Origin of the sequence: Nocardia ninae NBRC 108245 (assembly GCF_007990755.1) — a bacterium.
Taxonomy (GTDB): domain Bacteria; phylum Actinomycetota; class Actinomycetes; order Mycobacteriales; family Mycobacteriaceae; genus Nocardia; species Nocardia ninae.
In genome coordinates this window covers 1-19,361 of record NZ_BJXA01000114.1, presented here as the reverse complement: position 1 = coordinate 19,361, position 19,361 = coordinate 1, and the positions used below count along the sequence as shown (strand labels likewise).

The 19,361-nt window shown below is 67.0% G+C and carries 21 protein-coding genes and 2 pseudogenes; 12 read left to right on the top strand and 11 right to left on the bottom strand.

All coding sequences use genetic code 11. The features are described from left to right. The 5 genes and pseudogenes from NN4_RS41380 to NN4_RS41360 all read left to right on the top strand — a co-directional run. A pseudogene (locus NN4_RS41380) lies at positions 1-516 on the top strand (hypothetical protein); the annotation flags it as partial. Between the two features lie 144 nt (positions 517-660). Continuing rightward, positions 661-978: pseudogene (locus tag NN4_RS41375) on the top strand (SDR family oxidoreductase); the annotation flags it as partial. A 2-nt stretch (positions 979-980) separates the two neighbouring features. Next, complete coding sequence (gene pyrE / locus NN4_RS41370; protein WP_147143031.1) at positions 981-1,562, top strand: orotate phosphoribosyltransferase; 582 nt, start codon at positions 981-983, stop codon at positions 1,560-1,562. A 44-nt stretch (positions 1,563-1,606) separates the two neighbouring features. Then, complete coding sequence (locus NN4_RS41365) at positions 1,607-2,665, top strand: beta-ketoacyl-ACP synthase 3 (protein WP_147143028.1); 1,059 nt, start codon at positions 1,607-1,609, stop codon at positions 2,663-2,665. Between the two features lie 4 nt (positions 2,666-2,669). Continuing rightward, positions 2,670-3,374 carry a lysoplasmalogenase gene (locus tag NN4_RS41360; RefSeq protein ID WP_147143025.1) on the top strand — a complete coding sequence of 235 codons (705 nt, stop codon included), beginning with the start codon at positions 2,670-2,672 and terminating at the stop codon, positions 3,372-3,374. Positions 3,375-3,432: 58 nt separating this feature from the next. Here NN4_RS41360 and NN4_RS41355 read toward each other — a convergent pair whose 3' ends face one another. Continuing rightward, complete coding sequence (locus NN4_RS41355) at positions 3,433-4,386, bottom strand: alpha/beta fold hydrolase (protein ID WP_147143022.1); 954 nt, start codon at positions 4,384-4,386, stop codon at positions 3,433-3,435. 84 nt (positions 4,387-4,470) lie between these two features. Here NN4_RS41355 and NN4_RS41350 point away from each other — a divergent pair, with 84 nt between their 5' ends. Next, positions 4,471-5,481: a helix-turn-helix transcriptional regulator gene (locus NN4_RS41350; RefSeq protein ID WP_147143018.1), complete on the top strand. Its 1,011-nt coding sequence runs from the start codon at positions 4,471-4,473 to the stop codon at positions 5,479-5,481. Here the strand turns inward: NN4_RS41350 and NN4_RS41345 are convergent. The 3 genes from NN4_RS41345 to NN4_RS41335 all read right to left on the bottom strand — a co-directional run bounded on the left by NN4_RS41345 (position 5,465) and on the right by NN4_RS41335 (position 8,032). Beyond that, on the bottom strand, positions 5,465-5,911 hold the full coding sequence (locus tag NN4_RS41345) for a hypothetical protein (protein ID WP_147143016.1): 447 nt from the start codon (positions 5,909-5,911) through the stop codon (positions 5,465-5,467). The two genes, NN4_RS41350 and NN4_RS41345, sit on opposite strands and share 17 nt — an antisense overlap. Positions 5,912-6,008: 97 nt before the next feature. Beyond that, positions 6,009-6,662, bottom strand: a complete 654-nt coding sequence (locus tag NN4_RS41340; RefSeq protein WP_147143014.1) for a LuxR C-terminal-related transcriptional regulator — start codon at positions 6,660-6,662, stop codon at positions 6,009-6,011. After that, complete coding sequence (locus tag NN4_RS41335) at positions 6,659-8,032, bottom strand: sensor histidine kinase (RefSeq protein ID WP_147143012.1); 1,374 nt, start codon at positions 8,030-8,032, stop codon at positions 6,659-6,661. Before NN4_RS41335 ends, NN4_RS41340 begins: the two co-directional genes overlap by 4 nt. Positions 8,033-8,124: 92 nt before the next feature. Here NN4_RS41335 and NN4_RS41330 point away from each other — a divergent pair, with 92 nt between their 5' ends. The 3 genes from NN4_RS41330 to NN4_RS41320 all read left to right on the top strand — a co-directional run bounded on the left by NN4_RS41330 (position 8,125) and on the right by NN4_RS41320 (position 9,847). Continuing rightward, positions 8,125-8,460: a DUF4190 domain-containing protein gene (locus NN4_RS41330; RefSeq protein WP_147143009.1), complete on the top strand. Its 336-nt coding sequence runs from the start codon at positions 8,125-8,127 to the stop codon at positions 8,458-8,460. A 56-nt stretch (positions 8,461-8,516) separates the two neighbouring features. Continuing rightward, positions 8,517-9,203, top strand: a complete 687-nt coding sequence (locus tag NN4_RS41325) for a TrmH family RNA methyltransferase (protein WP_147143006.1) — start codon at positions 8,517-8,519, stop codon at positions 9,201-9,203. 68 nt (positions 9,204-9,271) lie between these two features. Beyond that, complete coding sequence (locus NN4_RS41320) at positions 9,272-9,847, top strand: Uma2 family endonuclease (RefSeq protein ID WP_147143003.1); 576 nt, start codon at positions 9,272-9,274, stop codon at positions 9,845-9,847. A gap of 76 nt (positions 9,848-9,923) precedes the next feature. Here the strand turns inward: NN4_RS41320 and NN4_RS41315 are convergent, their stop codons facing one another. Continuing rightward, complete coding sequence (locus tag NN4_RS41315; RefSeq protein ID WP_147143000.1) at positions 9,924-10,322, bottom strand: DUF4391 domain-containing protein; 399 nt, start codon at positions 10,320-10,322, stop codon at positions 9,924-9,926. Between the two features lie 479 nt (positions 10,323-10,801). Between NN4_RS41315 and NN4_RS41305 the strand changes: the two genes are divergently transcribed. Beyond that, positions 10,802-11,890 carry a glycoside hydrolase family 76 protein gene (locus NN4_RS41305; protein ID WP_246181384.1) on the top strand — a complete coding sequence of 363 codons (1,089 nt, stop codon included), beginning with the start codon at positions 10,802-10,804 and terminating at the stop codon, positions 11,888-11,890. Positions 11,891-11,893: 3 nt separating this feature from the next. On the opposite strand, the gene NN4_RS41300 is transcribed toward NN4_RS41305, so the two are convergent. The 3 genes from NN4_RS41300 to NN4_RS41290 form a co-directional block, all read right to left on the bottom strand. Then, positions 11,894-13,333: a lipase maturation factor family protein gene (locus NN4_RS41300; protein ID WP_147142992.1), complete on the bottom strand. Its 1,440-nt coding sequence runs from the start codon at positions 13,331-13,333 to the stop codon at positions 11,894-11,896. A 74-nt stretch (positions 13,334-13,407) separates the two neighbouring features. After that, on the bottom strand, positions 13,408-14,058 hold the full coding sequence (locus tag NN4_RS41295; RefSeq protein ID WP_186818881.1) for a DedA family protein: 651 nt from the start codon (positions 14,056-14,058) through the stop codon (positions 13,408-13,410). 52 nt (positions 14,059-14,110) lie between these two features. After that, the gene (locus NN4_RS41290) at positions 14,111-14,767 is read right to left on the bottom strand and encodes a DedA family protein (protein ID WP_246181383.1); all 657 of its coding nucleotides are present in this window, start codon (positions 14,765-14,767) and stop codon (positions 14,111-14,113) included. 344 nt (positions 14,768-15,111) lie between these two features. Between NN4_RS41290 and fbaA the strand changes: the two genes are divergently transcribed. Together fbaA and NN4_RS41280 are read left to right on the top strand one after the other, a co-directional pair. Then, a complete protein-coding gene (gene fbaA, locus NN4_RS41285) occupies positions 15,112-16,146 on the top strand; it encodes a class II fructose-bisphosphate aldolase (protein ID WP_147142986.1) in 1,035 nt (344 codons plus the stop codon). A gap of 30 nt (positions 16,147-16,176) precedes the next feature. Further along, the gene (locus tag NN4_RS41280; protein ID WP_135233846.1) at positions 16,177-17,295 is read left to right on the top strand and encodes a BTAD domain-containing putative transcriptional regulator; all 1,119 of its coding nucleotides are present in this window, start codon (positions 16,177-16,179) and stop codon (positions 17,293-17,295) included. Here NN4_RS41280 and NN4_RS41275 read toward each other — a convergent pair whose 3' ends face one another. The 3 genes from NN4_RS41275 to NN4_RS41265 form a co-directional block, all read right to left on the bottom strand. Further along, on the bottom strand, positions 17,296-17,592 hold the full coding sequence (locus NN4_RS41275; RefSeq protein WP_246181381.1) for an excalibur calcium-binding domain-containing protein: 297 nt from the start codon (positions 17,590-17,592) through the stop codon (positions 17,296-17,298). A gap of 110 nt (positions 17,593-17,702) precedes the next feature. Further along, entirely contained in the window at positions 17,703-18,776 is a 1,074-nt protein-coding gene (locus NN4_RS41270; protein WP_147142980.1) for a fused (3R)-hydroxyacyl-ACP dehydratase subunits HadA/HadB, read from the bottom strand. A gap of 223 nt (positions 18,777-18,999) precedes the next feature. Next, on the bottom strand, positions 19,000-19,361 hold a 362-nt coding region (locus NN4_RS41265), incomplete at its 5' end, for an Rv0361 family membrane protein (RefSeq protein ID WP_443093898.1).

Here is a 19,361-nt window from a genome sequence, read left to right as displayed (position 1 = left end):
GAGGAAACAGAAGACGACGACGAGCGCGACGCACCCGTTGGCGGCGCCCGGGTGCAGCCGCCGCGGCTGAACAAGGACGAGGACGCGGAGCCGTTCGCCGAGCAGGCCTACGACGAGGACTTCGACGACCGCGCACCGCTCGCGGCACCGGACGAACCGGAACCGCCGCGCCGCCCGTCGCTGGCCGTGGTGCCGGACGCGCGGGCCAGGGTGCGCGAGGACCGCAGGACCGCCGACGAGTGGGCCCCCGAACGCCGCGACGAATGGTCGCCGGAGCCGCGCGACAAGTGGTCGCCGGAACCGCGCGAGGAATGGTCGCCGGACGAGCGCGACAAGCGGGTCCCCGAGCAGCGCGACAAGCGGTCGCAGGCCCCGCGGGACGAACTGCCCGACGACGACTGGGCCGAGGAGCCCGTTCGCCGCCCGGCGGTGCGCGACGACGATGCCGCGGCCGAGCCGCCCGGCGGTCCGTTCCACCCCGGCTTCCGCCCGTACCAGGGACCTGTGCCGCAGTGATCGGTGCCGCTCGCACCAGCGCGGTGCGTCGATCGCACGTGCGCAGGTGACCGAAAACCCTGTGGTCGCGCGCCTGCCCGGCGCGACCCGTCCCGTTGCATTGATCACCGGACCCACCTCCGGCATCGGTCACGGCTACGCGATGCCTACGTCGTATCCTTCACGGAAGGGTTGGCAGGTGGCCTGGCCGGAACAGGTGTCCGGGTCCAGGCCCTGTGCCCGGGATTCGTGCACACCGAATTCCATGAGCAAGCCGGTATCGATGCGTCGTCGCTGCCGGAAGCCTTGTGGCTGAGTGTCGACCAGATGGTTGCCGGTTCCCTGCGTGATCTGGAGAAAGGCCGGGTGCTCAGTGTGCCCGGTGTGCAGTACACAACGCTTACCACCGTCGCCGGGATGATCCCGCGAACCCTGGCGGCCCGACTGAATCGCGGCCTGTTCACCACACGCGGAAGGACTTAGGAATGATCGACGAGGCAACCACGAACGAGTCGGCGCTGGGCACCGCGGCCGGTTCCGATCGAGATAGATTGGCCCAGCTCGTGCGCGAGCTCGCCGTCGTGCACGGCAGGGTCACCCTGTCCTCGGGCAAGGAGGCCGACTACTACGTCGACCTGCGTCGCGCGACCCTGCACCACCGCGCGGGACCGTTGATCGGCAAGCTGCTGCGCGAGCTGGTCGCGGACTGGGATTTCGACGCCGTCGGCGGGCTGACCATGGGCGCCGATCCGGTTGCGATGGCCGTCATGCACGCGCCCGGCCGCCCGATCGACGCCTTCGTGGTGCGCAAGGCCGCCAAGACACACGGCATGCAGCGCCAGATCGAGGGGCCCGACATCGTCGGCAAGCGGGTGCTGGTCGTGGAGGACACCACGACCACCGGAAACTCGCCGCTCACCGCCGTGCGCGCGCTGCGTGACGCGGGTGCGAACGTCGTGGGTGTGGCCACCGTCGTGGACCGGGAGACCGGTGCCGATCAGGTGATCGCCGCCGAGGGGCTGGAGTACCGCTCCATCCTCGGACTCAAGGATTTGGCCCTGGGCTAACCTGGGCAGCGGTCTAGTTCTTCGAAGGCGAAGGGTCGTCTCCAGTGGTGAGCATTGCAACAAACAAGAATCGCGACAACGTTGCGATGCTCGGTATCGGCGCCTATCGGCCCCAGCGCATCGTCAGCAACGACGAGGTGTGCAAGGTACTCGACTCCACGCCCGAGTGGATCTACGAGCGCACCGGCATCCGCAACCGGCGCTGGATCAGCGGCGACGAGACGCTGCAATCGATCGCGGCCGCGGCCGGTGAGCGGGCGATCGTCAACAGCGGCATCGACCGGTCCAAGATCGGCACGCTGATCCTGGCCACCTCCAGCTGGCTCATGCTCACCCCGCACGGCGCCCCTTCCGTCGCGCACGACCTCGGCATCAACGGCATCCCGGCGTTCGATCTCACGTCGGGTTGCGGCGGTTTCGGCTACGGCCTCGGCGTGGCCGCCGACCTGATCCGGGCGGGTTCGGCGGAGTACGTGCTGCTGATCGGCGCCGAGACGATGACCGTCGGACTCGACCCGACCGACCGCGGCACCGCGATGATCTTCGGTGACGGCGCGGGTGCCGTGGTGATCGGGCCGAGCGAGGAGAACGGCATCTCGCCGACGGTGTGGGGCAGCGACGGCGAGAACGCGGGTGCGATCGCCCAGGACGTCAACTTCCTCGACTACATGGAGAAGGCGCAGGCGATGCAGGGCACCGACCCGGCGGTCGAGCCCCTCGGCCGGATGTCGCTGCGGATGGAGGGCCCGCGCGTCTTCCGCTGGGCCGCGGTCACGCTGCCGCGCGCGCTGTCCACCGCGCTGGAACGGTCCGGGGTGGCGAAAGAAGACATCGAGGTGTTCGTCCCACACCAGGCCAACTCCCGGATCAACGAGTTGATGAAGAAGAACCTCGGCCTGGCCGACGACATCCCGATGGCCAACGACATCGAGCAGACCGGCAACACCTCCGCCGCGTCCATTCCGCTGGCGATGGAGGAGATGCTGGTGAGCGGCAAGGCCAAGGGCGGTCAGCTGGCGCTGCTGCTGGGCTTCGGCGCCGGGCTGAGCTATGCCGGTCAGGTCGTCACGCTGCCACCGAAGCCGACCGAGCCGAGCTTCTGACGCCATGCGGGTGTTCCGGGCGGGGTTCCTCGCCGCGGCCGCGGTCACCGTCTACGCCGCCGTCACCGGCCGCGAGAAGGTGCAGTGGATCGCGAAACCGCTGATGATGCCGCTACTGGCGGCTGACGTGGTCACCGAGGGAACCGACATCGAGCGCACCGATCGCGTGGTGCTGCTGGGGTCGCTCGGCGCCGCCACGCTCGGTGACATCCTGCTCATCGACCCGGACAACGATCGCCGTCTGATCGCGGGGGCGTCGTCGTTCGCGGTGATGCAGACCGGGTATTCGGCGCTGTGGTTGCGCAAGGGTGCGCGCCCGCAGGCCGAGGTGGCGCTGCCGCGACTGGGTGCTTGGCTGGCGGCGGCGGCGCTGCTGCGCGCGAAGGCGCCGAGCGTGGCCGCACCGCTGACCGCTTACGGTGCGACGCTGGGTACCGCGGGCGTCCTCGCCTCGGATCCTGCGCTCGCGTCAACCGCGAAAACCGTTGCGGGGGTGAACATACCGAACTCCGACCCGTGTAGTCGGCTAGGGCTCGGTGCGCTGCTGTTCACTGTTTCCGACGGTTTGATCGTGCTGCGCCGGCTGTTCGCGCGCAGCGAGCGCAGCCGCAGTCTCACCGAAGCCGTCATCCTGACGACCTATGCCGCCGCCCAATTCCTGCTCGCGGATCCCAGGGCGCACGCGAAAGCCGTTGCCCCGATGGCGTGATCGTCCGCTCGACCGGATCGGCGTCAGTCCCGTCGATTCGGTCGAGCGCACGGCTGGATCAGGTATTGGCTGTGGCGCCGGCCGTCTGCAGGAATAGCTCCAACGCGGCTAGCACCGCTTCCGGCGCGTCCTCCTGCGGAAAGTGACCCGCATCCGGGAGTTCGATCACCGGGGCGTCCGGGAACGTAGCGCGAAAAGCCGGAATAATGTAGCGCGGCAGTAGGGCGGTGTCGCGCATTCCTTCCAGTAGCACAGCCGGTTTGGCGCGCAATGCCGCTGCGGCGCTCGGATCAGGTTCCGGCAGTGGTGGTTTCATGCCGGCCGCGACGATCTGCTGTGGAAAACGAATTACACCTCGGCATTCCGCGCGATCGGTGAAGTGACTTGCATAGGCGCGGACCCATGTCGGTGTGACGATCTCGGGACGGGCGATGGTCTGCAGTGCCAGCATCAAGTGGGTCACCGTGTTCCCCGCGTTGCCCAGGACTTCGGTCAGCGTGCCGTCGGCTTCCGCCACAGCGGCCCAGCGGAACCAGGCGCTGTCGGCGTGGTTGCCCGCCATGAGCTCACCATATCCGGGCGCCCCCAGCGGAAGTACTGTGTTGATCGCGATGATGCGGTCGATCCGATCAGGGTGGCGCAACCCGAAGCCGGCACCGATCGGCCCGCCCCAGTCATGTAGCACGAGCGTGATTCGGTGCAGGTCGAGCACGTTTACAAGCAACTTCTCCAGATTGTCGACGTGTTCGCGCGCAAGATAATCGGAATCTGCTGGTGTGGCGCTCTTTCCGAAGCCCATATGGTCGGGCACCACGACGCGGCGCTTTCGGGCCAGCGGGTCGATCAGGTTCCGCCACAGGTATCCCCAGGTCGGTTGTCCGTGTAAGAGAACAAGGGTTTCGTCGGCATCGGGCGGGCCCTCATCGACGTAGTGCTGGCGAAAACCGGCGGCCTCGGAATACCGGGCGCGGTAAGGCCAGGTGCCGTCGAAAGTCTCTGCACTCGGGATCATTGTTGCCTCTCTCAGTTCGAATCGGGCTCGGCGAGGCTAATCGGGCTCTACTGCCATCTTCTGTCAGTGGAAAACTGACTTCTCATGCGGGCGAGCAGGTTGTTATCGATCGTGCTGTTGCTACAGGCCCGGGAACGGATGACGGCGGAGCAACTAGCCCGGGAACTCGAGGTCTCGGTGCGCACGATCTATCGCGACGTCGAATCCCTGAGCCTGGCGGGTATCCCCCTGTATGGCGAAGCGGGTCACGACGGCGGCTATCGGCTGGTCGACGGGTACCGTACGCGCTTGACCGGCTTGACCGCGGATGAGGCGGAGGCCTTGTTTCTCGCCGGTCTACCCGGCCCGGCCGCCGATCTCGGCCTGGGTGCGGTGCTGGCTACCGCGCAGCTCAAGCTGAAGGCAGCGCTACCCGATGAATTGCGCGAGGGCGTCGGCCGCATCCAGGAACGTTTCCACCTGGACACCTCGGACTGGTACGCCGATCCGGACAGCACCGCGCAGTTGGCGGCGGTGGTCGAGGCGACGTGGAGCCGACGTCGCATCCGGATGCGGTACCGGCGGTGGGCGCAGCCGCGGGAGGTGGACCGTGTGGTGGCGCCCTACGGCCTCGTGCTCAAATCCGGCCGGTGGTACCTGGTCGCCGAATCGGGCGAGATTCGTACCTACCGAGTATCGCAGATTCTTCGAATACAACTGCTGGACAATGCTTTCGAACGTCCCGCTGAATTCGATCTTGCCTCGAGTTGGTCGGCATACTTGGCTGATTTCGACGCTCGCCGCTATCGGGGCGAGGCGCGGATTCGGCTGTCGGAACGTGCGCTGGAGCGTCTCCCGCACCTGCTCGAACCCGCATTGGCGCGCGTAGCCAGAAACACCGCCGAGCCGCCGGATCGCGACGGACGGATCATCGTGACCATGCCGATGGAGACAATTGAGCACACCGCAGGTCTGCTGCTGCGGCTCGGTGCGGAGGCGGAAGTGCTGGCGCCCGCAGAGCTGCGCGACCGGATGGCCGAGATCGCCGCCGACCTGGCAAGGATCTACTGCACCACAGGTGATGCGGCGAAAGCTGTTGTTAAAGCACCACAATGATCCGATCGCGGTTCGCGGGGTCGACCCGGATCGAGAAGGTCTCACCCACCGCGAGGCGCGGTTTGTCCGCTGGGGTGACGTCGAAAACGATTGTCCCGCGATAGCTTTCGGATCCCGGAACGGTCAACTCCAAGTCCAGCTCGGTCAGCTCGCTCTGATGATCGGTGCGCCGCAACGGATGCACCCCGTGCACTGTCGCCCACCCCTCCAGTCCATCCCGCCACAGCCGCCGATCGGCCTTCGACGGCCGCGACGCCAGCATCATCCCGATCCCCACGCATGATCCGAACAACCCGACCAACGCCATGATCTGGTACGGAATCGTCCCCGGTGGCGTGTGCCGCACCACCCACCCCAGCCATACCCCGAGCACAATCAGGTACCCGGCGGTCACCGCGAGCACCGTGCGCAGAATTCGCCCGTGATCCATCCCAGCCTCCACCCCGACTGTCAGACCTTCAAGGATAGGCCCGTAACGCCACTGACGTGCGCAAATCAGGAGGCAGCCGCTCGGATGAAACGCCGAGTCACCCCTTGAGACGCAGGACCGCGAGGACGCGGCGGTGGTGGGTGTCCGACGGCGGCAGGTCCAGTTTGGTGAAGATGTTGCCGATGTGTTTTTCCACCGCGCGCTCGGTGACGGTGAGGGAGGTGGCGATGGCGTTGTTGGACAGGCCCTGCGCCATCAGCTCGAGCACTTCGCGTTCGCGCGGGGTGAGGCGGGCCAGGGAATCCTGCTGGCGGGATGCGCCCATCAATTGGCTCACCACCTCCGGGTCCAGTGCGGTGCCGCCGGTGGCGACACGATGGAGTGCGTCGACGAAATCGCGGACATCGGCTACCCGGTCTTTGAGCAGGTAGCCGACACCGCTCGCGCCACCGGCGAGAAGTTCGGTGGCGTAACGGGTTTCGACCCACTGGGAGAAGACGAGGACGCCGGTCATCGGATACTTGCGGCGCAGTTCGATGGCGGCGAGCAGGCCCTCGTCGGTGAAGCTCGGCGGCATGCGCACGTCCACCACGGCGACATCGGGATTGTGCGTACCGACCACATCGCTCAACGTCGTCGCGTCGCCCACCATGGCGACCACCTCGTGGCCGCGCTCGGTGAGCAGGCCGGCGAGCCCGTCACGCAAAATCGCGCTGTCCTCCGCAATCACGATGCGCAGCGATTCGTTCATCGTGATCCGTCCTTCGGTAGCAAGATGGTCACCACGGTGGGTCCACCGGTCGGGCTCTGCACGGTGAGGGTGCCGTCCACGGTGCGTGCCCGCGCCGCCAGGCCCGACAGTCCGCTGCCCACGGCGAGTGCGCCCTCGGTCGGTTGCAGGACACCACCGATTCCGTTGTCCCGCACGGTGACCGCGATGGTCCGGGCGTCCGTCGGCACCACCGAGATCCAGGCCCGGGTGGCATCGGCGTGCTTGACCACATTGGTGAGCAGCTCGGCGACCGAGAAGTAGGCGATCGCCTCGATCGCCGGACTCGGCCGTTCCGGCAGGTGCACCCGCAGCTCCACCGGGACCGAGCTGCGCGCCGCCAGCGTTTCCAGCGCCGGGCCGAGGCCGAGTTCCAGTGCGGGCGGGTGGATTCCGCGCACCAGCTCGCGCAGTTCGGTCAGCGCTTCTTTGGAGCTGGCGTGCGCGTCCGCGATCAGGTCGCGCGGATCCCCGCCCGAGGACAGCCGATCCTCGGCGCGACCCAGCGCCATCGCGATGGTCACCAGTCGCGCCTGGGTGCCGTCGTGCAGGTCCCGTTCCAGCCTGCGCAGCGTGGCGGTGGAGTCGTCGACCGCCGCCTGCCTGCCCTGCTGGAGTTCGGTGATGCGCCGATCGGCCGCGGTCGCGCTCAGCAACGCGATGGTCAGCAACCCGTGCAGCCAGCACACCGCGCGCACCAGCCACGGCGCCAGGAAGCAGCCGAGCAGGCCGACCGCGGCGAAGCCGAGCACCCGCGGCCAGGTTTCGATGTAGTAGTCGCCGAACTGGAACATCGAATGATGTTCCACGCCTTGGGCATCGAGGTTGATCGGATCGAGCAGTGCCCACGGGATCGGCGAGAGCGCGATGACCACCAACATGGCGACCGTGGTGAGCACGAAGAAGCCGACCGCGACACCGAGCACCGCCTGCGCGAGCAGGAACAGCGCGACCCGCCAGCTGGTCCGATCGGTGAACGCGCCCTTGACGAAGCCGATCAATCCCGGCTCGGGCCGAAACGGCGGCGGTGGCGTCACCCGCACCCCGAGCAGATCCTTGGCCAGCGCCCGATAGATCCGCCCCCAGAGCCGGCCGCCGAGCAGGATCACCGCCAGGATCGGCACGCCGATGATGGTGAGCGAGATCATCAGCCCGCCGCCCCAGCCGAGGTACATGTAGGTGACGGCCAGGCAGCCGAGCACGAACACCGTGAAGACGTAGACGAGTTCTTTCCAAGTGCGGGCCTGGAACGGGGCACGGAGCATGGCACGGGCCACCGGCTCGCCGGACCGGCCGGCTTTGCCTGGCGTCGGGTCGAGCACGAGCGTGGGTTCGGCGTGGATCTCGGTCATGGCTTCCATGGTTATCGGGGCGAGGGCGGTCTTCGATGGAGCTGGCCGCCGAATGTGTGGTGTAGCCAGCTACACCAACTACCATCCTGCTGATGAGCTACCCGCCGCAGCCGCCACCGTACGGTTACCAAGCCTACGGGGGTTACGGCCCGCCGCAGGAACACCCGCAGGCCACCATGATTCTCATCCTCGGCATTCTCAGCCTGGTGTTCTGCCAGATCCTCGGCCCGGTCGCCTGGGTGATGGGCAAGAAGGCGCTCAACGAGATCGACGCCTCGGGCGGTTCGCTCGGCGGTCGCTCGAACGTCATGGTCGGCTACGTCTGCGGGATCATCGCCTCGGTGCTGATCATTCTCGGCATCCTTTTCGTCGCGCTGTTCGTCGTCCTCGGGCTGGTCGGGGTCTGGAGCAGCAGCAGCACCTACTGACCTCGCTGCTCCGGCCGCGTGCCGGTCGAGCGGCGGCCGGAATTAGCATCGTCGGAGTGAATCACCCAGTGCCCGACGCGGCCGAGCAGGACCCACCCGGGCCCACCGAGTGGGGCGAGCACCCGCACGGCGTCGGCCCGTGGGCCGCCGAGCACGGCGAGCCGCCGCCGCAGGACTCGCACTTCGACCCCGAGTTGCTCGCCGCAGGCGACCGACGCAACGTGGTCGACGCCTACCGCTATTGGACGCGCGAAGCGATCGTCGCCGACATCGACCGGCGCAGGCACCCCTTCCACGTGGCCATCGAGAACTTCGGCCACGACGCCAACATCGGCACGGTGGTCCGCACCGCCAACGCCTTCGCCGCCGCGGCCGTGCACATCGTCGGCCGCAAGCGCTGGAACCGCCGCGGCGCCATGGTGACCGACCGCTACCAGCACATCGAGCACCACGCGACCGTCGCCGAGCTGCTCGACTTCGCCGCGCGCGAACAATTGACCGTGGTCGCGGTGGACAACGTGCCCGGCTCGGTCCCCCTCGAAACAGCCGACCTACCCCGCAATTGCCTCCTGCTGTTCGGCCAGGAGGGCCCCGGCGTCACCGAACACGCGAAAACCGCAGCGGCGATGACCGTTTCGATCGCCCAATTCGGCTCCACCCGCAGCATCAACGCCGGCGTCGCCGCGGGCATCGCCATGCACGCCTGGGTCCGCCAACACGCCGACCTCGCCGACGCCTGGTAGTCCAGTACCCCATCCGCCCGCGCGTGCCACACTGTCAGCGGGCGATACCCGCGTGGGAGGAGGAAGCGATGACTGTCGAAATGCACTGGCCTGATCATCTGCTGACCCTGGAGGACTGGATCGCGCTGCCGGAGGACAACAGCCGTAGCTACGAGCTCGTCGAGGGGGTTCTGGTCGTGTCACCGAGGCCGGTGTCGATGCATCAGCGTGCGATCTGGCGCCTCGCTGCTCAATTAGAGCCGCAACTCCCGCCCACCCACGGCGTACTGACCGAGGCCGAAGTCCTGATCGACGCCGGACCGCCGCCCACCATCCGCGTCCCCGATGTTCTGGCCGTGCCCACGGCAGGGATCGATGCGAACATTCCCCGCTGGGATGCCGCGGATGTGCTGCTGGCCGTCGAAATCCTCTCCATCGGCTCCAAGCGGACCGACCGGGTCACCAAGTTCGCCGAGTACGCCGAGGCCGGTATCCAGTACTACTGGCTCATCGACCTCGACGAGCCGACCAGCCTCACCGCCTACCACCTCATCGACGGCGACTACGAGCTGGTCGCCGAGCGTTCCGGCCGGGCAACGCTCGACGTAGCCGAAACATCGGTCGAACTCGACTTGACCACATTGACCAGTACCAGGGTCGGCTGAGCCGTTACGATGGCCGCGGGGCCGTCGGCCTCGAAACAACTGCACTTCAGCGACCTCGCCGACGCCTGGTGAGGGGTTACTCTGCGAGCTGTCCGACTCGTTGCCGGGCCACGCCGAGCAGGGTGGCTACATCGACGTCGGGGACGTTCTCACGCCGTAGCTCTTTCACCAGTGCTACCTGTTCGGCTTTGAGCTCGTTCGACAAGCGGTCGATCTCGGCGCGGAGTACGGCAATGCGCTCGGTCCGTGGTTGCACGTCGTGGGCGTCGCCGAAGTCGTCAACGATCAGTGTTGTTTCGACCTGAGAAAGCGGAACGTCGAGTTTGGCGGCGATAATGGTCCGCGCCTCGTAGCCGACATCGGTGAGATGGCGCGCCTGCCCGCACGGATCATCCGCATAAACGTCGGGAATGGTGATTTCCCACCAACGGCCGACGCGGTTCGCGTGGACTTCGTAGGTAATGGACTTGCTCACTGTTCTTCCTCCTCCGGGCAATCGCAGGACGCAACAGCCTTGTTGATGGTGCGCACAACTCCCGGCGAGATGGATTTGTGTCCATCCGGGACGCTCACATCGTGTTTGCCCGTGCGGCAGCCGTAGATGGTGTGGCTACCTGCACCATCGCGCAACCGGGACCAGCCCTCGGCCTTGAGGCCTTTGAGGACTTTCCTGGTTGGCTGCTCTGCTAGCATTACAAATGCTAGCACGCTAGCCAGAAATTAGGCAAGCGTACTAGCAACCCGAATGTGCGCTGCTGGTAGGTCCCGAAACAACTGCACATCACTTGTGTAACAAATCGGGCGCGGAAATCCGGGCGGTGCTGGCACCATTGACGCATGACCACGCGGAGGGCACAGGATCCGGGGCGCGCGACGCCGCGGTCACTGGGTGAGCTCTCACCGGGAGGTGGAGAGGCTGTGGTGACACCGGCGTTGTGGTCCGAGCGGGCGGACATGGCGGAATCGGCGATCGTGTCCCGGCATCTGCGCGCGTTGTGGGCGCTGCCGGGGACGCAGCTGGGGGTGGTCGGCTGGCCGGCGACCAAGCGGGAGCGCGCGTTCGGGTCGTGGCATTACTGGTGGCAGGCGCATCTGATCGACTGCGCGGTGGACGCGGCCAACCGGGTGCCGACGCCGGTGCGCCGCAAGCGGATTGCCGCGATCGCGCGCTCGCACCGCATTCGCAATATCACCGGCTGGACCAACAGGTACTACGACGACATGGCCTGGCTGGCCATCGCGCTGGAACGCGCGGAGCGGACCGCGGGGGTCACCGAGGCGCGCAGCGGGCTGATCGCGTTGGAGAAGCCGCTGTACGACGGGTGGAATCCGGCGGTAGGCGGCGGCCTGCCCTGGCGTATCGGCGCCGACTACTACAACACCCCTGCGAATGGCCCGGCCGCCATCGCATTGCTGCGGCTCGGCAGGCACGGGCGCGCGCAGGAGATGGCCGACTGGCTGGACGCGACGCTGCGCGACCCGGAGACCGGCCTGATGCTCGACGGCATCCACTTGCCGTCCGGCGAGATCGAGCGCCCGGTGTTCACCTACTGCCAGGGCGTAGTGCTCGGGCTGGAAACCGAGTTGGCGGTGCAGACCGGTGCCTCGCGCCACGGCGAGCGAGTGCACCGACTGCTCGGCGCGGTCGACGAGCACCTGACCACCCGGGGTGTCATCAACGGTGGCGGCGGCGGTGACGGTGGCCTGTTCAACGGCATCCTGGCCCGCTACCTGGCGGTCGTCGCGCTGATGCTGCCCGGCGACGACGAGGCGCAGCAGGCCGATCGCCGGTGTGCGGCCGCGATCGTGCGCGCCTCCGCCGAGGCCGCCTGGGCCAATCGGCTGGAGGTCGAGGGCGAGCCGCTGTTCGGGCACGACTGGGGCAAGCCCGCCACGCTGCCCGGCGGCATCGCGGGGGCGGGCCGGTTCACCCCCGGTGGCTCGGTGACCTCGTCCAGGGTGCCCGAACGCGATCTATCGGTGCAACTGTCCGGCTGGATGCTGATGGAGGCCGCGCACCAGGTCAGTGCGGCCGGGCTGTAATCCCTAGTCCGACTTCGCTTTTACCGAGGTCACCGGCGGCAGATACTCGCCGATCAGCGTCCGGTGCCACCACGCCCGATCGCGCAGCAACTCCTGCCGCGTGGTGAAGCGGTACTCGTAGAGCCGCGCCCGCACGTACTTCGGTGGCGCGTCCGGGAACGGATTGTGCCGCAGCAAACGCAGCGTCGCCCGGTCGTTCGTCAGCAGCCGCTCGGCGAACGGCAACAACCACGGCCGTGCGTAGAACGGCGAAAGCGCCGCGAACCACATCAGCCAGTCCAGCCGCAGATGGTAAGGCGCCCACTGGCGGGGCCGCCGTCGCACATCGCCCGGCTTGCCTTCGAATTCATACTCCTGCCAACGGGTCTGCTCGGAGAGGTCCGAGTCGGTGGTTCCCTCGAACACCAACTCCGGCCGCGTCCGGCCGATGGTGCCGAAGGCGCCGTAGGTGCCGACGAGGTGATAGGCGTTGAAGGACATATTCATTCGCTGGTCGCTGGAGAGCATGTTGCGCACCGGCCAGTAACTCAGCGCCAGGGTCAGCACCGTGCACACGATCACCAACGCCGCGAACCACATCGGCGCCGACGGCAACCCGGGTGATTCGGGCACCGGCAGTACCTTCGCCACCAACGATCCATCGATCACGGTGAGCGCCAGCAGAATTGTCACCCAGTTCAACCACGCGAAGTTCCCGGAGATAACCAACCACAGCTGGGTGACGACGACGATCCCCGCGGCCACACTCGCCACCGGCTGCGGCGCGAAAAGCCCGAAGGGCACGATCAATTGGACGAAGTGGTTGGCCGCCACCTCGACTCGGTGCAGCGGCTTGGGCAGATGATGGAAGAACCAGCTCAGCGGCCCGGGCATCGGCTGGGTCTCGTGGTGGTAGTACAGACAGGTCAGGTCACGCCAGCAGGTGTCACCGCGCACCTTGATCAGACCCGCGCCGAACTCCACCCGGAACAGCAGCCAGCGCGCCAGCCACAACACCAGCACCGGCGGCGCGGTCTCGTCGTTGCCGAGGAAGATCGCGAGGAACCCGGCCTCCAGCAGCAGCGATTCCCACCCGAACCCATACCACCGCTGCCCGACATTGACGATCGACAGATACCCCGCCCACAGCGCCGCCCACATCCCCATCGCCGCCCACAACGGCACCAGATCGGCCACGCCGGCCACCAGGGCGGCCGACAGCCCGACTCCGGCCCATGCCACCACGGCGAAGAACCGATCCGAATAGTGCAGTTGAAAAAGGCTCGGCGCCAACCGGAACGGCGTCCGCGCCACGAAGCGCGGCACCGGCAGCATCCCGCGCTCGCCGATCAGCGCCCGGAACTGCAAGGCCGCGCCGAGGAAGGCGATCAGGTAGATAACCGCCAGCCCACGCTGAAAGATCAGCCTGCTCAGCCAGTACTCCGGTGCCGTGAACCAGTCCATGCCCGCAGCTCCTCGGACGGCGGGAATTTGCCCGTGTCAGGCGTACCCGGTCCGATCGCGCGGAAACCCGACGGTCAGTTCTCGGCGTCGACCGCCATGCTCGGCGTGGTCTCCAGATCGAACTCCTCCGGCGGCTTGGCCATCTCCTGCCGGTAGTGCCGGATCCCCAGCCCGGTCCCCAGGACCAGGCCGACCACCAGCGTGCCGATCACGATGGGCATCAGCCACGGCACCCGATCCAGGAAGCTGCCCGCGTAGTACCCGATCAGCAGCAGCACCGGCGCCCAGATGATCGCGCCGATCGTGCTCGCGATGGTGAATTTACGGTGGTCCATCCCGGCCGCGCCGGCGACCGTCGGGCACAGCGTGCGCACCCACGGAATCCAGCGGGCGATCAGCACCGCGACGAACCCGTGCCGCTGCAACAACTCGGTGACCCGTTGCAGGTTGCGGGTATTGATGTAGCGGCCGTTCTTGCGCGCCACCAGGCGGTGCCCGGTGCGCGCGCCGATGACGTAACCGACCTGGTTGCCCGCGATGGCCGCGACCATGGTCCCCAGCGACAGCGCCCACACCTGCGCCTCGCCGGAGGCGTGCGAGGCCATCACCACACCCGCGGTGATCAGCATGGAGTCGCCGGGCAGGAACAGCCCGAGGATGACCGCGCATTCGAGGAAGACAAAGGTGAGTACCACTGTCCAGACGAGCGCGGGCCCCGCTGACATCAGCGGGTCGAAGGTGCCCACTGCTAGGGGCGAGGACGCCGCGAACACGCGCTCAGCGGGTCGGCTCGTTCGTCGAGACGGTCAGCTCGGCCTCAGGCCGAACCGCCGGCTCCGCGCGACGATCGAGCAGCTTCTTCGCCACCGCGATGATGCCGGGCAGGATCGAGACGAACACGATGAGCAGGAAGATCGCCTCGACGTGATCCCGGATGAACGCGACATTGCCCAGGAAGTAGCCCAGCACGGTGATGCCGCCGCCCCACAGGATCGCGCCGACGATGTCGAAGGCGACGAACTTGCGGTAGTCCATCTTGGACACACCGGCGAGCACCGGCATGAACGTGCGCACGATCGGCACGAACCTGGCCAGGATGATGGTCTTGGGCCCGTGCTTCTCGAAGAACTCGTGCGTCTCGGTGACGTAGTGCTTCTTGAAGAAGCGGGTGTCCTCCTTGTGGAACAACGCGGGCCCGATGGCCCGGCCGATCCAATACCCGCTCTGGTCACCTGCGAACGCGATGAACGTGACGGCGGGGACGAGCACCCAGATCGACACCGGCGGATTCGGCTGCGCGGCGAGCAAGCCGCCGGTGAACAACAGCGAATCGCCGGGCAGGATCGGGAAGAGCAGACCGGTCTCGATGAAGACGATCGCCAGAATGGCCGGGAGCACCGCGTTCTTGAGCCACGTCTCCGTGAGCAGGTGCATCGGGTCGAGCAACTCCGTGAGTGCGAGGTTGCTTGTCACCGATTCTGTCGCTGCCAGCAGAATCACGCGGTGGTCTCCTGTTCTGGATACGGCTGGCCTGATCACTTGCCATCGCATCGGAGGCGGCCAGCGCAATTACCGGGCCCACAGTACCGGGTTCGGCTGAGAAACCCCGCCCTGTGCGCGAAACTACCTGCTGGTCACCTGAAGGTTCCGTGCTGACTACCGCCTGGTCACTCGTGCAGGCACTACACGCCCTCCCTGGATACCAGGCGAAACACTGCTGTCCTAGGGTGGTGGCTGACAAAATAGGTCTTTGCCGCAACAATCACGGAGGTCTTACTGTGCCCATCGCGACTCCGGAGGTCTACGCCGAGATGCTCGGTCGGGCCAAAGCGAACTCCTTTGCCTTCCCCGCCATCAACTGCACGTCGTCGGAGACGATCAACGCGGCCATCAAGGGCTTCGCCGAGGCGGGCAGCGACGGCATCATCCAGTTCTCCACCGGCGGTGCCGAATTCGGCTCCGGCCAGGGCGTGAAGGACATGGTGACCGGTGCGGTCGCGCTGGCCGAATTCGCGCACGTGGTCGCCGCGAAGTACGACATCACCATCGCGCTGCACACCGACCACTGCCCCAAGGACAAGCTGGACGGCTTCGTCCGGCCGCTGATCGCCATCTCCCAGGAGCGGGTGAACAACGGTCAGCACCCGCTGTTCCAGTCGCACATGTGGGACGGCTCCGCGATCCCGATCGACGAGAACCTCGAGATCGCCAAGGAACTGCTGAAGTCCTGCGCGCAGGCCAACATCATCCTCGAGGTCGAGATCGGTGTCGTCGGCGGTGAAGAGGACGGCGTCGAGGCCGAGATCAACGACAAGCTCTACACCTCGCCCGAGGACTTCCAGAAGACCATCGACGCGCTCGGCGCGGGCGAGAACGGCAAGTACCTGCTCGCCGCGACCTTCGGCAACGTGCACGGTGTGTACAAGCCGGGCAACGTGAAGCTCAAGCCCGAGGTGCTGGCCGAGGGCCAGCGGGTGGCCGCGGCCAAGCTGGGCCTCGGTCAGGACGCGCAGCCGTTCGACTTCGTCTTCCACGGTGGTTCGGGCTCGCTGAAGTCCGAGATCGAGGATTCGCTGCGCTTCGGTGTGGTGAAGATGAACGTCGACACCGACACCCAGTACGCGTTCACCCGCCCGATCGTCACGCACATGTTCACCAACTACGACGGTGTGCTCAAGATCGACGGTGAGGTCGGCAACAAGAAGGTCTACGACCCGCGCAGCTACCTCAAGAAGGCGGAAACCTCGATGGCGGCACGTGTCACCGAGGCATGCAACGATCTGAAGTCCGCGGGAAGGTCGATCAGCGCCTGACCCATCAACCCACCGGGGGCTCGACAGCTCATGTGTCTGGATGTGCGCGTGCTCGGGCCCGTCCGGTTGCTAGTCGGCGGTGAGCCGGTGGCGGTCGGCGGGCCCAAGCCGCGGGCTTTGCTGGCCGCACTCACCGTGAATCGGCGGCGCGCCGTGTCGTCGGCCGCGCTGGCCGACATGGTGTGGAACGAGGATCCGCCCGACTCCTACGCCGCCAGCCTGCAGGTGTTCGTCTCGAATATCCGCAAGGCGCTGCGTAATTCGGGTGTGGATCCGGCGCTGGTGTTGCGCACCGAATCCTCCGGCTACCGCCTCGAAGTCGCCGAGACCGCTTGCGATCTGGGACGTTTCGAGGCGAGCCGGGAGGCCGGTAGCCGCGCGGTCGCGCTCGGCGATCACGCCGGCGCCGCCCAGCTCTACGGTGCCGCGCTGCGCGAGTGGAGCGGCCGGGCGCTGGCTGATCTGGCCGGCCTGCAATTCGCCGACGGTTTCGCCACCGCGATGGACGAGGAACGGCTCGCCGTCGCCTCCGCTCGGATCGACGCCGAAATCGCCTGCGGGCGTGCGTCATCGGTGATCGGAGAGCTGGTCGCGATGACCGGCGAGCATCCGCTGCGCGAGCCGCTGTGGGGTCAATTGATCACCGCGCTCTACCTGTCCGGGCGACAGGCCGACGCGCTCGACGCGTGTCGCCGGGTGCGGACTGTGCTCGCCGACGAGCTCGGTATCGATCCCGGCCCGGCCCTGATCGAGCTGGAACACCGGGTGCTGCGCCAGGAACCGCTCGGCACCGTCGAGCTGCGACAGGTCGAGCGGATGGCCGCGGCGATGACCGAGACCGTCACCGAGGCGCCGAGCACGGTGCGCAGCGGGCAGCTGCGACTACCGGACGGCCGGGTGGTGTCGATCGCCCAGGGCGGCCTGCGCATCGGCCGGATGACCGACAACGACCTGGTGCTCGACGACCCGAAGGCCAGCAGGTATCACGCGCACATCATGCCGAGCCGGGCCGGACTGCTGATCAAGGATCTGCACTCGGCCAACGGCGTTTTCGTCAACGACGACCCGATCGAGAACGGTGCCCTGCTCGCCGACGGCGACCAGATCCGCATCGGCGCAACGATGTTGACCTTCCAGGCCGTGCAGTAGTCACTCGTTGCAGGCGAAGCCGTCGCCGTCCCGGTCGAGCATGGGGTTGTACTGTGGCAGCCCGCGGTAGATCGGCCCCGCGTAGTCGGCGCGCGCCTGTTCGCAGGTGGTGTACACCCGTCGCTTCTTCTCGGATTCGCCGTCCCGCTGCGGTTTCTCGTGCGAATCGGGGCGCGCGACAAAGGCGGCGGTGGGGGTCTCGGCGATGGCGGTCGGCGGTGCCAGGGTGAGGGCGCCGACCACTAGGCACGCGGCACCGATCGCGGGGGTCACGCGGCGTAGTGCTGTTGTTCTCACGACATCCATCCTGCGCCGAAATCACCCAGCCGTGGGGTGCGGATTTCGTGCGCCGGAAAATGTTCGGACCGCCCAGTCCGACCTGCGGTGGAGCCGCTGCCCGCGCCGCGCTACGTCAGCCGGACCTCAGCGATGGCCCGCCCGAACAGCTTTCGGCCCGCCGAGGTGCCGCCGAGCACGATGGTCGCGGTGCGGGTGTGCGGATCGAGCGACTTGATCCGGCCGGCGAAATCCACCGTGCTCGCCGAGTTCGGCCCCACCGGAACGAAACCGGAGAACCGCACGCTGAACTTCGCGATGGCGGTCGGGTCGCCGAGCCAGGAGGTCAGGTAGCCACCGGCCAGGCCCATGGTCAACATGCCGTGCGCGACCACCGTGGGCAGGCCGACCAGCTGGGCGGCGTGATCGCTGAAGTGGATCGGGTTGGCGTCGCCCGAGACTCCGGCGTAGTTGGCCAGGTCACCGCGGGCCAGCCGGAAGGAACCGGCGGGCAGCTGATCGCCGACGGACAGCTGATCGAAGTCGGGCAGTGTGTGCACCGGCGCGAGCTCGCGGTCGGCGGGCGGCGCGGGCAGCTCGCCGAGACCCAGCGGGATCAGTGCCGAACTGTCGTCCGAACCGCTGCCCGCCGTGGGGAATTCGACCACCTGGCCGTGCATCATGATGTTGTCGACCACGTCGGTGAGGCCGGGATCCACCTCGGCGCCGCGGCGCGCCACGATCGTGGTCGAGCCGATGAGGGCCAGCTCGCCGTGCTGGTTGACCAGCGCGGAGCGGACGACGACGAAATCGTTGTCGCCGAACTGGCGGATCGACTCGATCAGGATCTCGCTGGTCAGCTGGTCGCCGGCCAGGATGGGCCGATACGCCTGGAAGACCTGATCGGTCTGCAGGATCTGCGAGAGGTCGTATTCGGTGAGCACCGATTCGAGCAGCGAGCGGGTGCCGGACGACCCGATGACCGAGGCGAAGGTCGGCGGTGCGATCACACCGTCGTGGCCGAGCTTGCGCGCGTCGGCCTCCTGTTGATGCGCGCCGTGGTGATTCTGCACCGCTCGCGCGAATTCGCGGATCTTTTCCCGGCCGACCTCATAGTGGTCCCGAACGCGGAACCGCTGGCCGGCCAGTGTCACCGCCTGCTGTACGTCATCGGTTTCGAGCGCCGTCGTCTGTTCCCTGCCCATGATGCGGCCACGCTACTAATGAACAGGACCGTTGACCAGCTGAGTGTGAGCAGCGCTACCGTGGATCGATACGGAATTGCTATCGAATTTGCCTGTTCTTCATTTACCGGCTCGCGAAGGGTTTGCGAGGCAGTTCAGTAGTAATGTTCATCGGCTATCAAACGTGTTCGGCTGCCCACTGAGTGGGCAGCCGAACAACATTTATTGTCGATTTCGTCGCGGGCTATTGCGGAGCGCTGGACGGCGGGTCGCAGACCTTCCAGCCCGCGTCGGTGCGCTGCAGGTCGAACGTGCGCGCGGAGCGCTTGGCCGGATCGGCCTCGGTATAAACCGTCGCCTGCGCGATCGCCGTGTCGTCGGTGATCCGGATGGCATCCACGCTGTCCACCACCGGAATAGTGCGGCGTTCCATCGAGAGCTGATGCACGCCGGCGAATTGATCCGCCGGAATGCCCTGATAGAAATCGTGCAGCGGACCACAGGTGGTCTCGCGCAACGTGGACAGGTCGCCGGTCTTCAGCGCGTCGGTGTAATCGGAAATCGCGGCGCGCACCTGGGTATCCGGCGAATTGTCCGTTGAGTTCA

Coding starts and splice junctions, on each gene's coding strand:
- NN4_RS41335 (WP_147143012.1), bottom strand. CDS start 8,032: ATGACCGAGATCCACGCCGAACCCACGCTCGTGCTCGACCCGACGCCA.
- NN4_RS41340 (WP_147143014.1), bottom strand. CDS start 6,662: ATGAACGAATCGCTGCGCATCGTGATTGCGGAGGACAGCGCGATTTTG.
- NN4_RS41305 (WP_246181384.1), top strand. CDS start 10,802: ATGGCGGAATCGGCGATCGTGTCCCGGCATCTGCGCGCGTTGTGGGCG.
- NN4_RS41300 (WP_147142992.1), bottom strand. CDS start 13,333: ATGGACTGGTTCACGGCACCGGAGTACTGGCTGAGCAGGCTGATCTTT.
- NN4_RS41280 (WP_135233846.1), top strand. CDS start 16,177: ATGTGTCTGGATGTGCGCGTGCTCGGGCCCGTCCGGTTGCTAGTCGGC.
- NN4_RS41290 (WP_246181383.1), bottom strand. CDS start 14,767: ATGCACCTGCTCACGGAGACGTGGCTCAAGAACGCGGTGCTCCCGGCC.
- NN4_RS41355 (WP_147143022.1), bottom strand. CDS start 4,386: ATGATCCCGAGTGCAGAGACTTTCGACGGCACCTGGCCTTACCGCGCC.
- pyrE (WP_147143031.1), top strand. CDS start 981: ATGATCGACGAGGCAACCACGAACGAGTCGGCGCTGGGCACCGCGGCC.
- NN4_RS41330 (WP_147143009.1), top strand. CDS start 8,125: ATGAGCTACCCGCCGCAGCCGCCACCGTACGGTTACCAAGCCTACGGG.
- NN4_RS41295 (WP_186818881.1), bottom strand. CDS start 14,058: ATGTCAGCGGGGCCCGCGCTCGTCTGGACAGTGGTACTCACCTTTGTC.
- NN4_RS41320 (WP_147143003.1), top strand. CDS start 9,272: ATGACTGTCGAAATGCACTGGCCTGATCATCTGCTGACCCTGGAGGAC.
- NN4_RS41350 (WP_147143018.1), top strand. CDS start 4,471: ATGCGGGCGAGCAGGTTGTTATCGATCGTGCTGTTGCTACAGGCCCGG.
- NN4_RS41270 (WP_147142980.1), bottom strand. CDS start 18,776: ATGGGCAGGGAACAGACGACGGCGCTCGAAACCGATGACGTACAGCAG.
- NN4_RS41360 (WP_147143025.1), top strand. CDS start 2,670: ATGCGGGTGTTCCGGGCGGGGTTCCTCGCCGCGGCCGCGGTCACCGTC.
- NN4_RS41345 (WP_147143016.1), bottom strand. CDS start 5,911: ATGGATCACGGGCGAATTCTGCGCACGGTGCTCGCGGTGACCGCCGGG.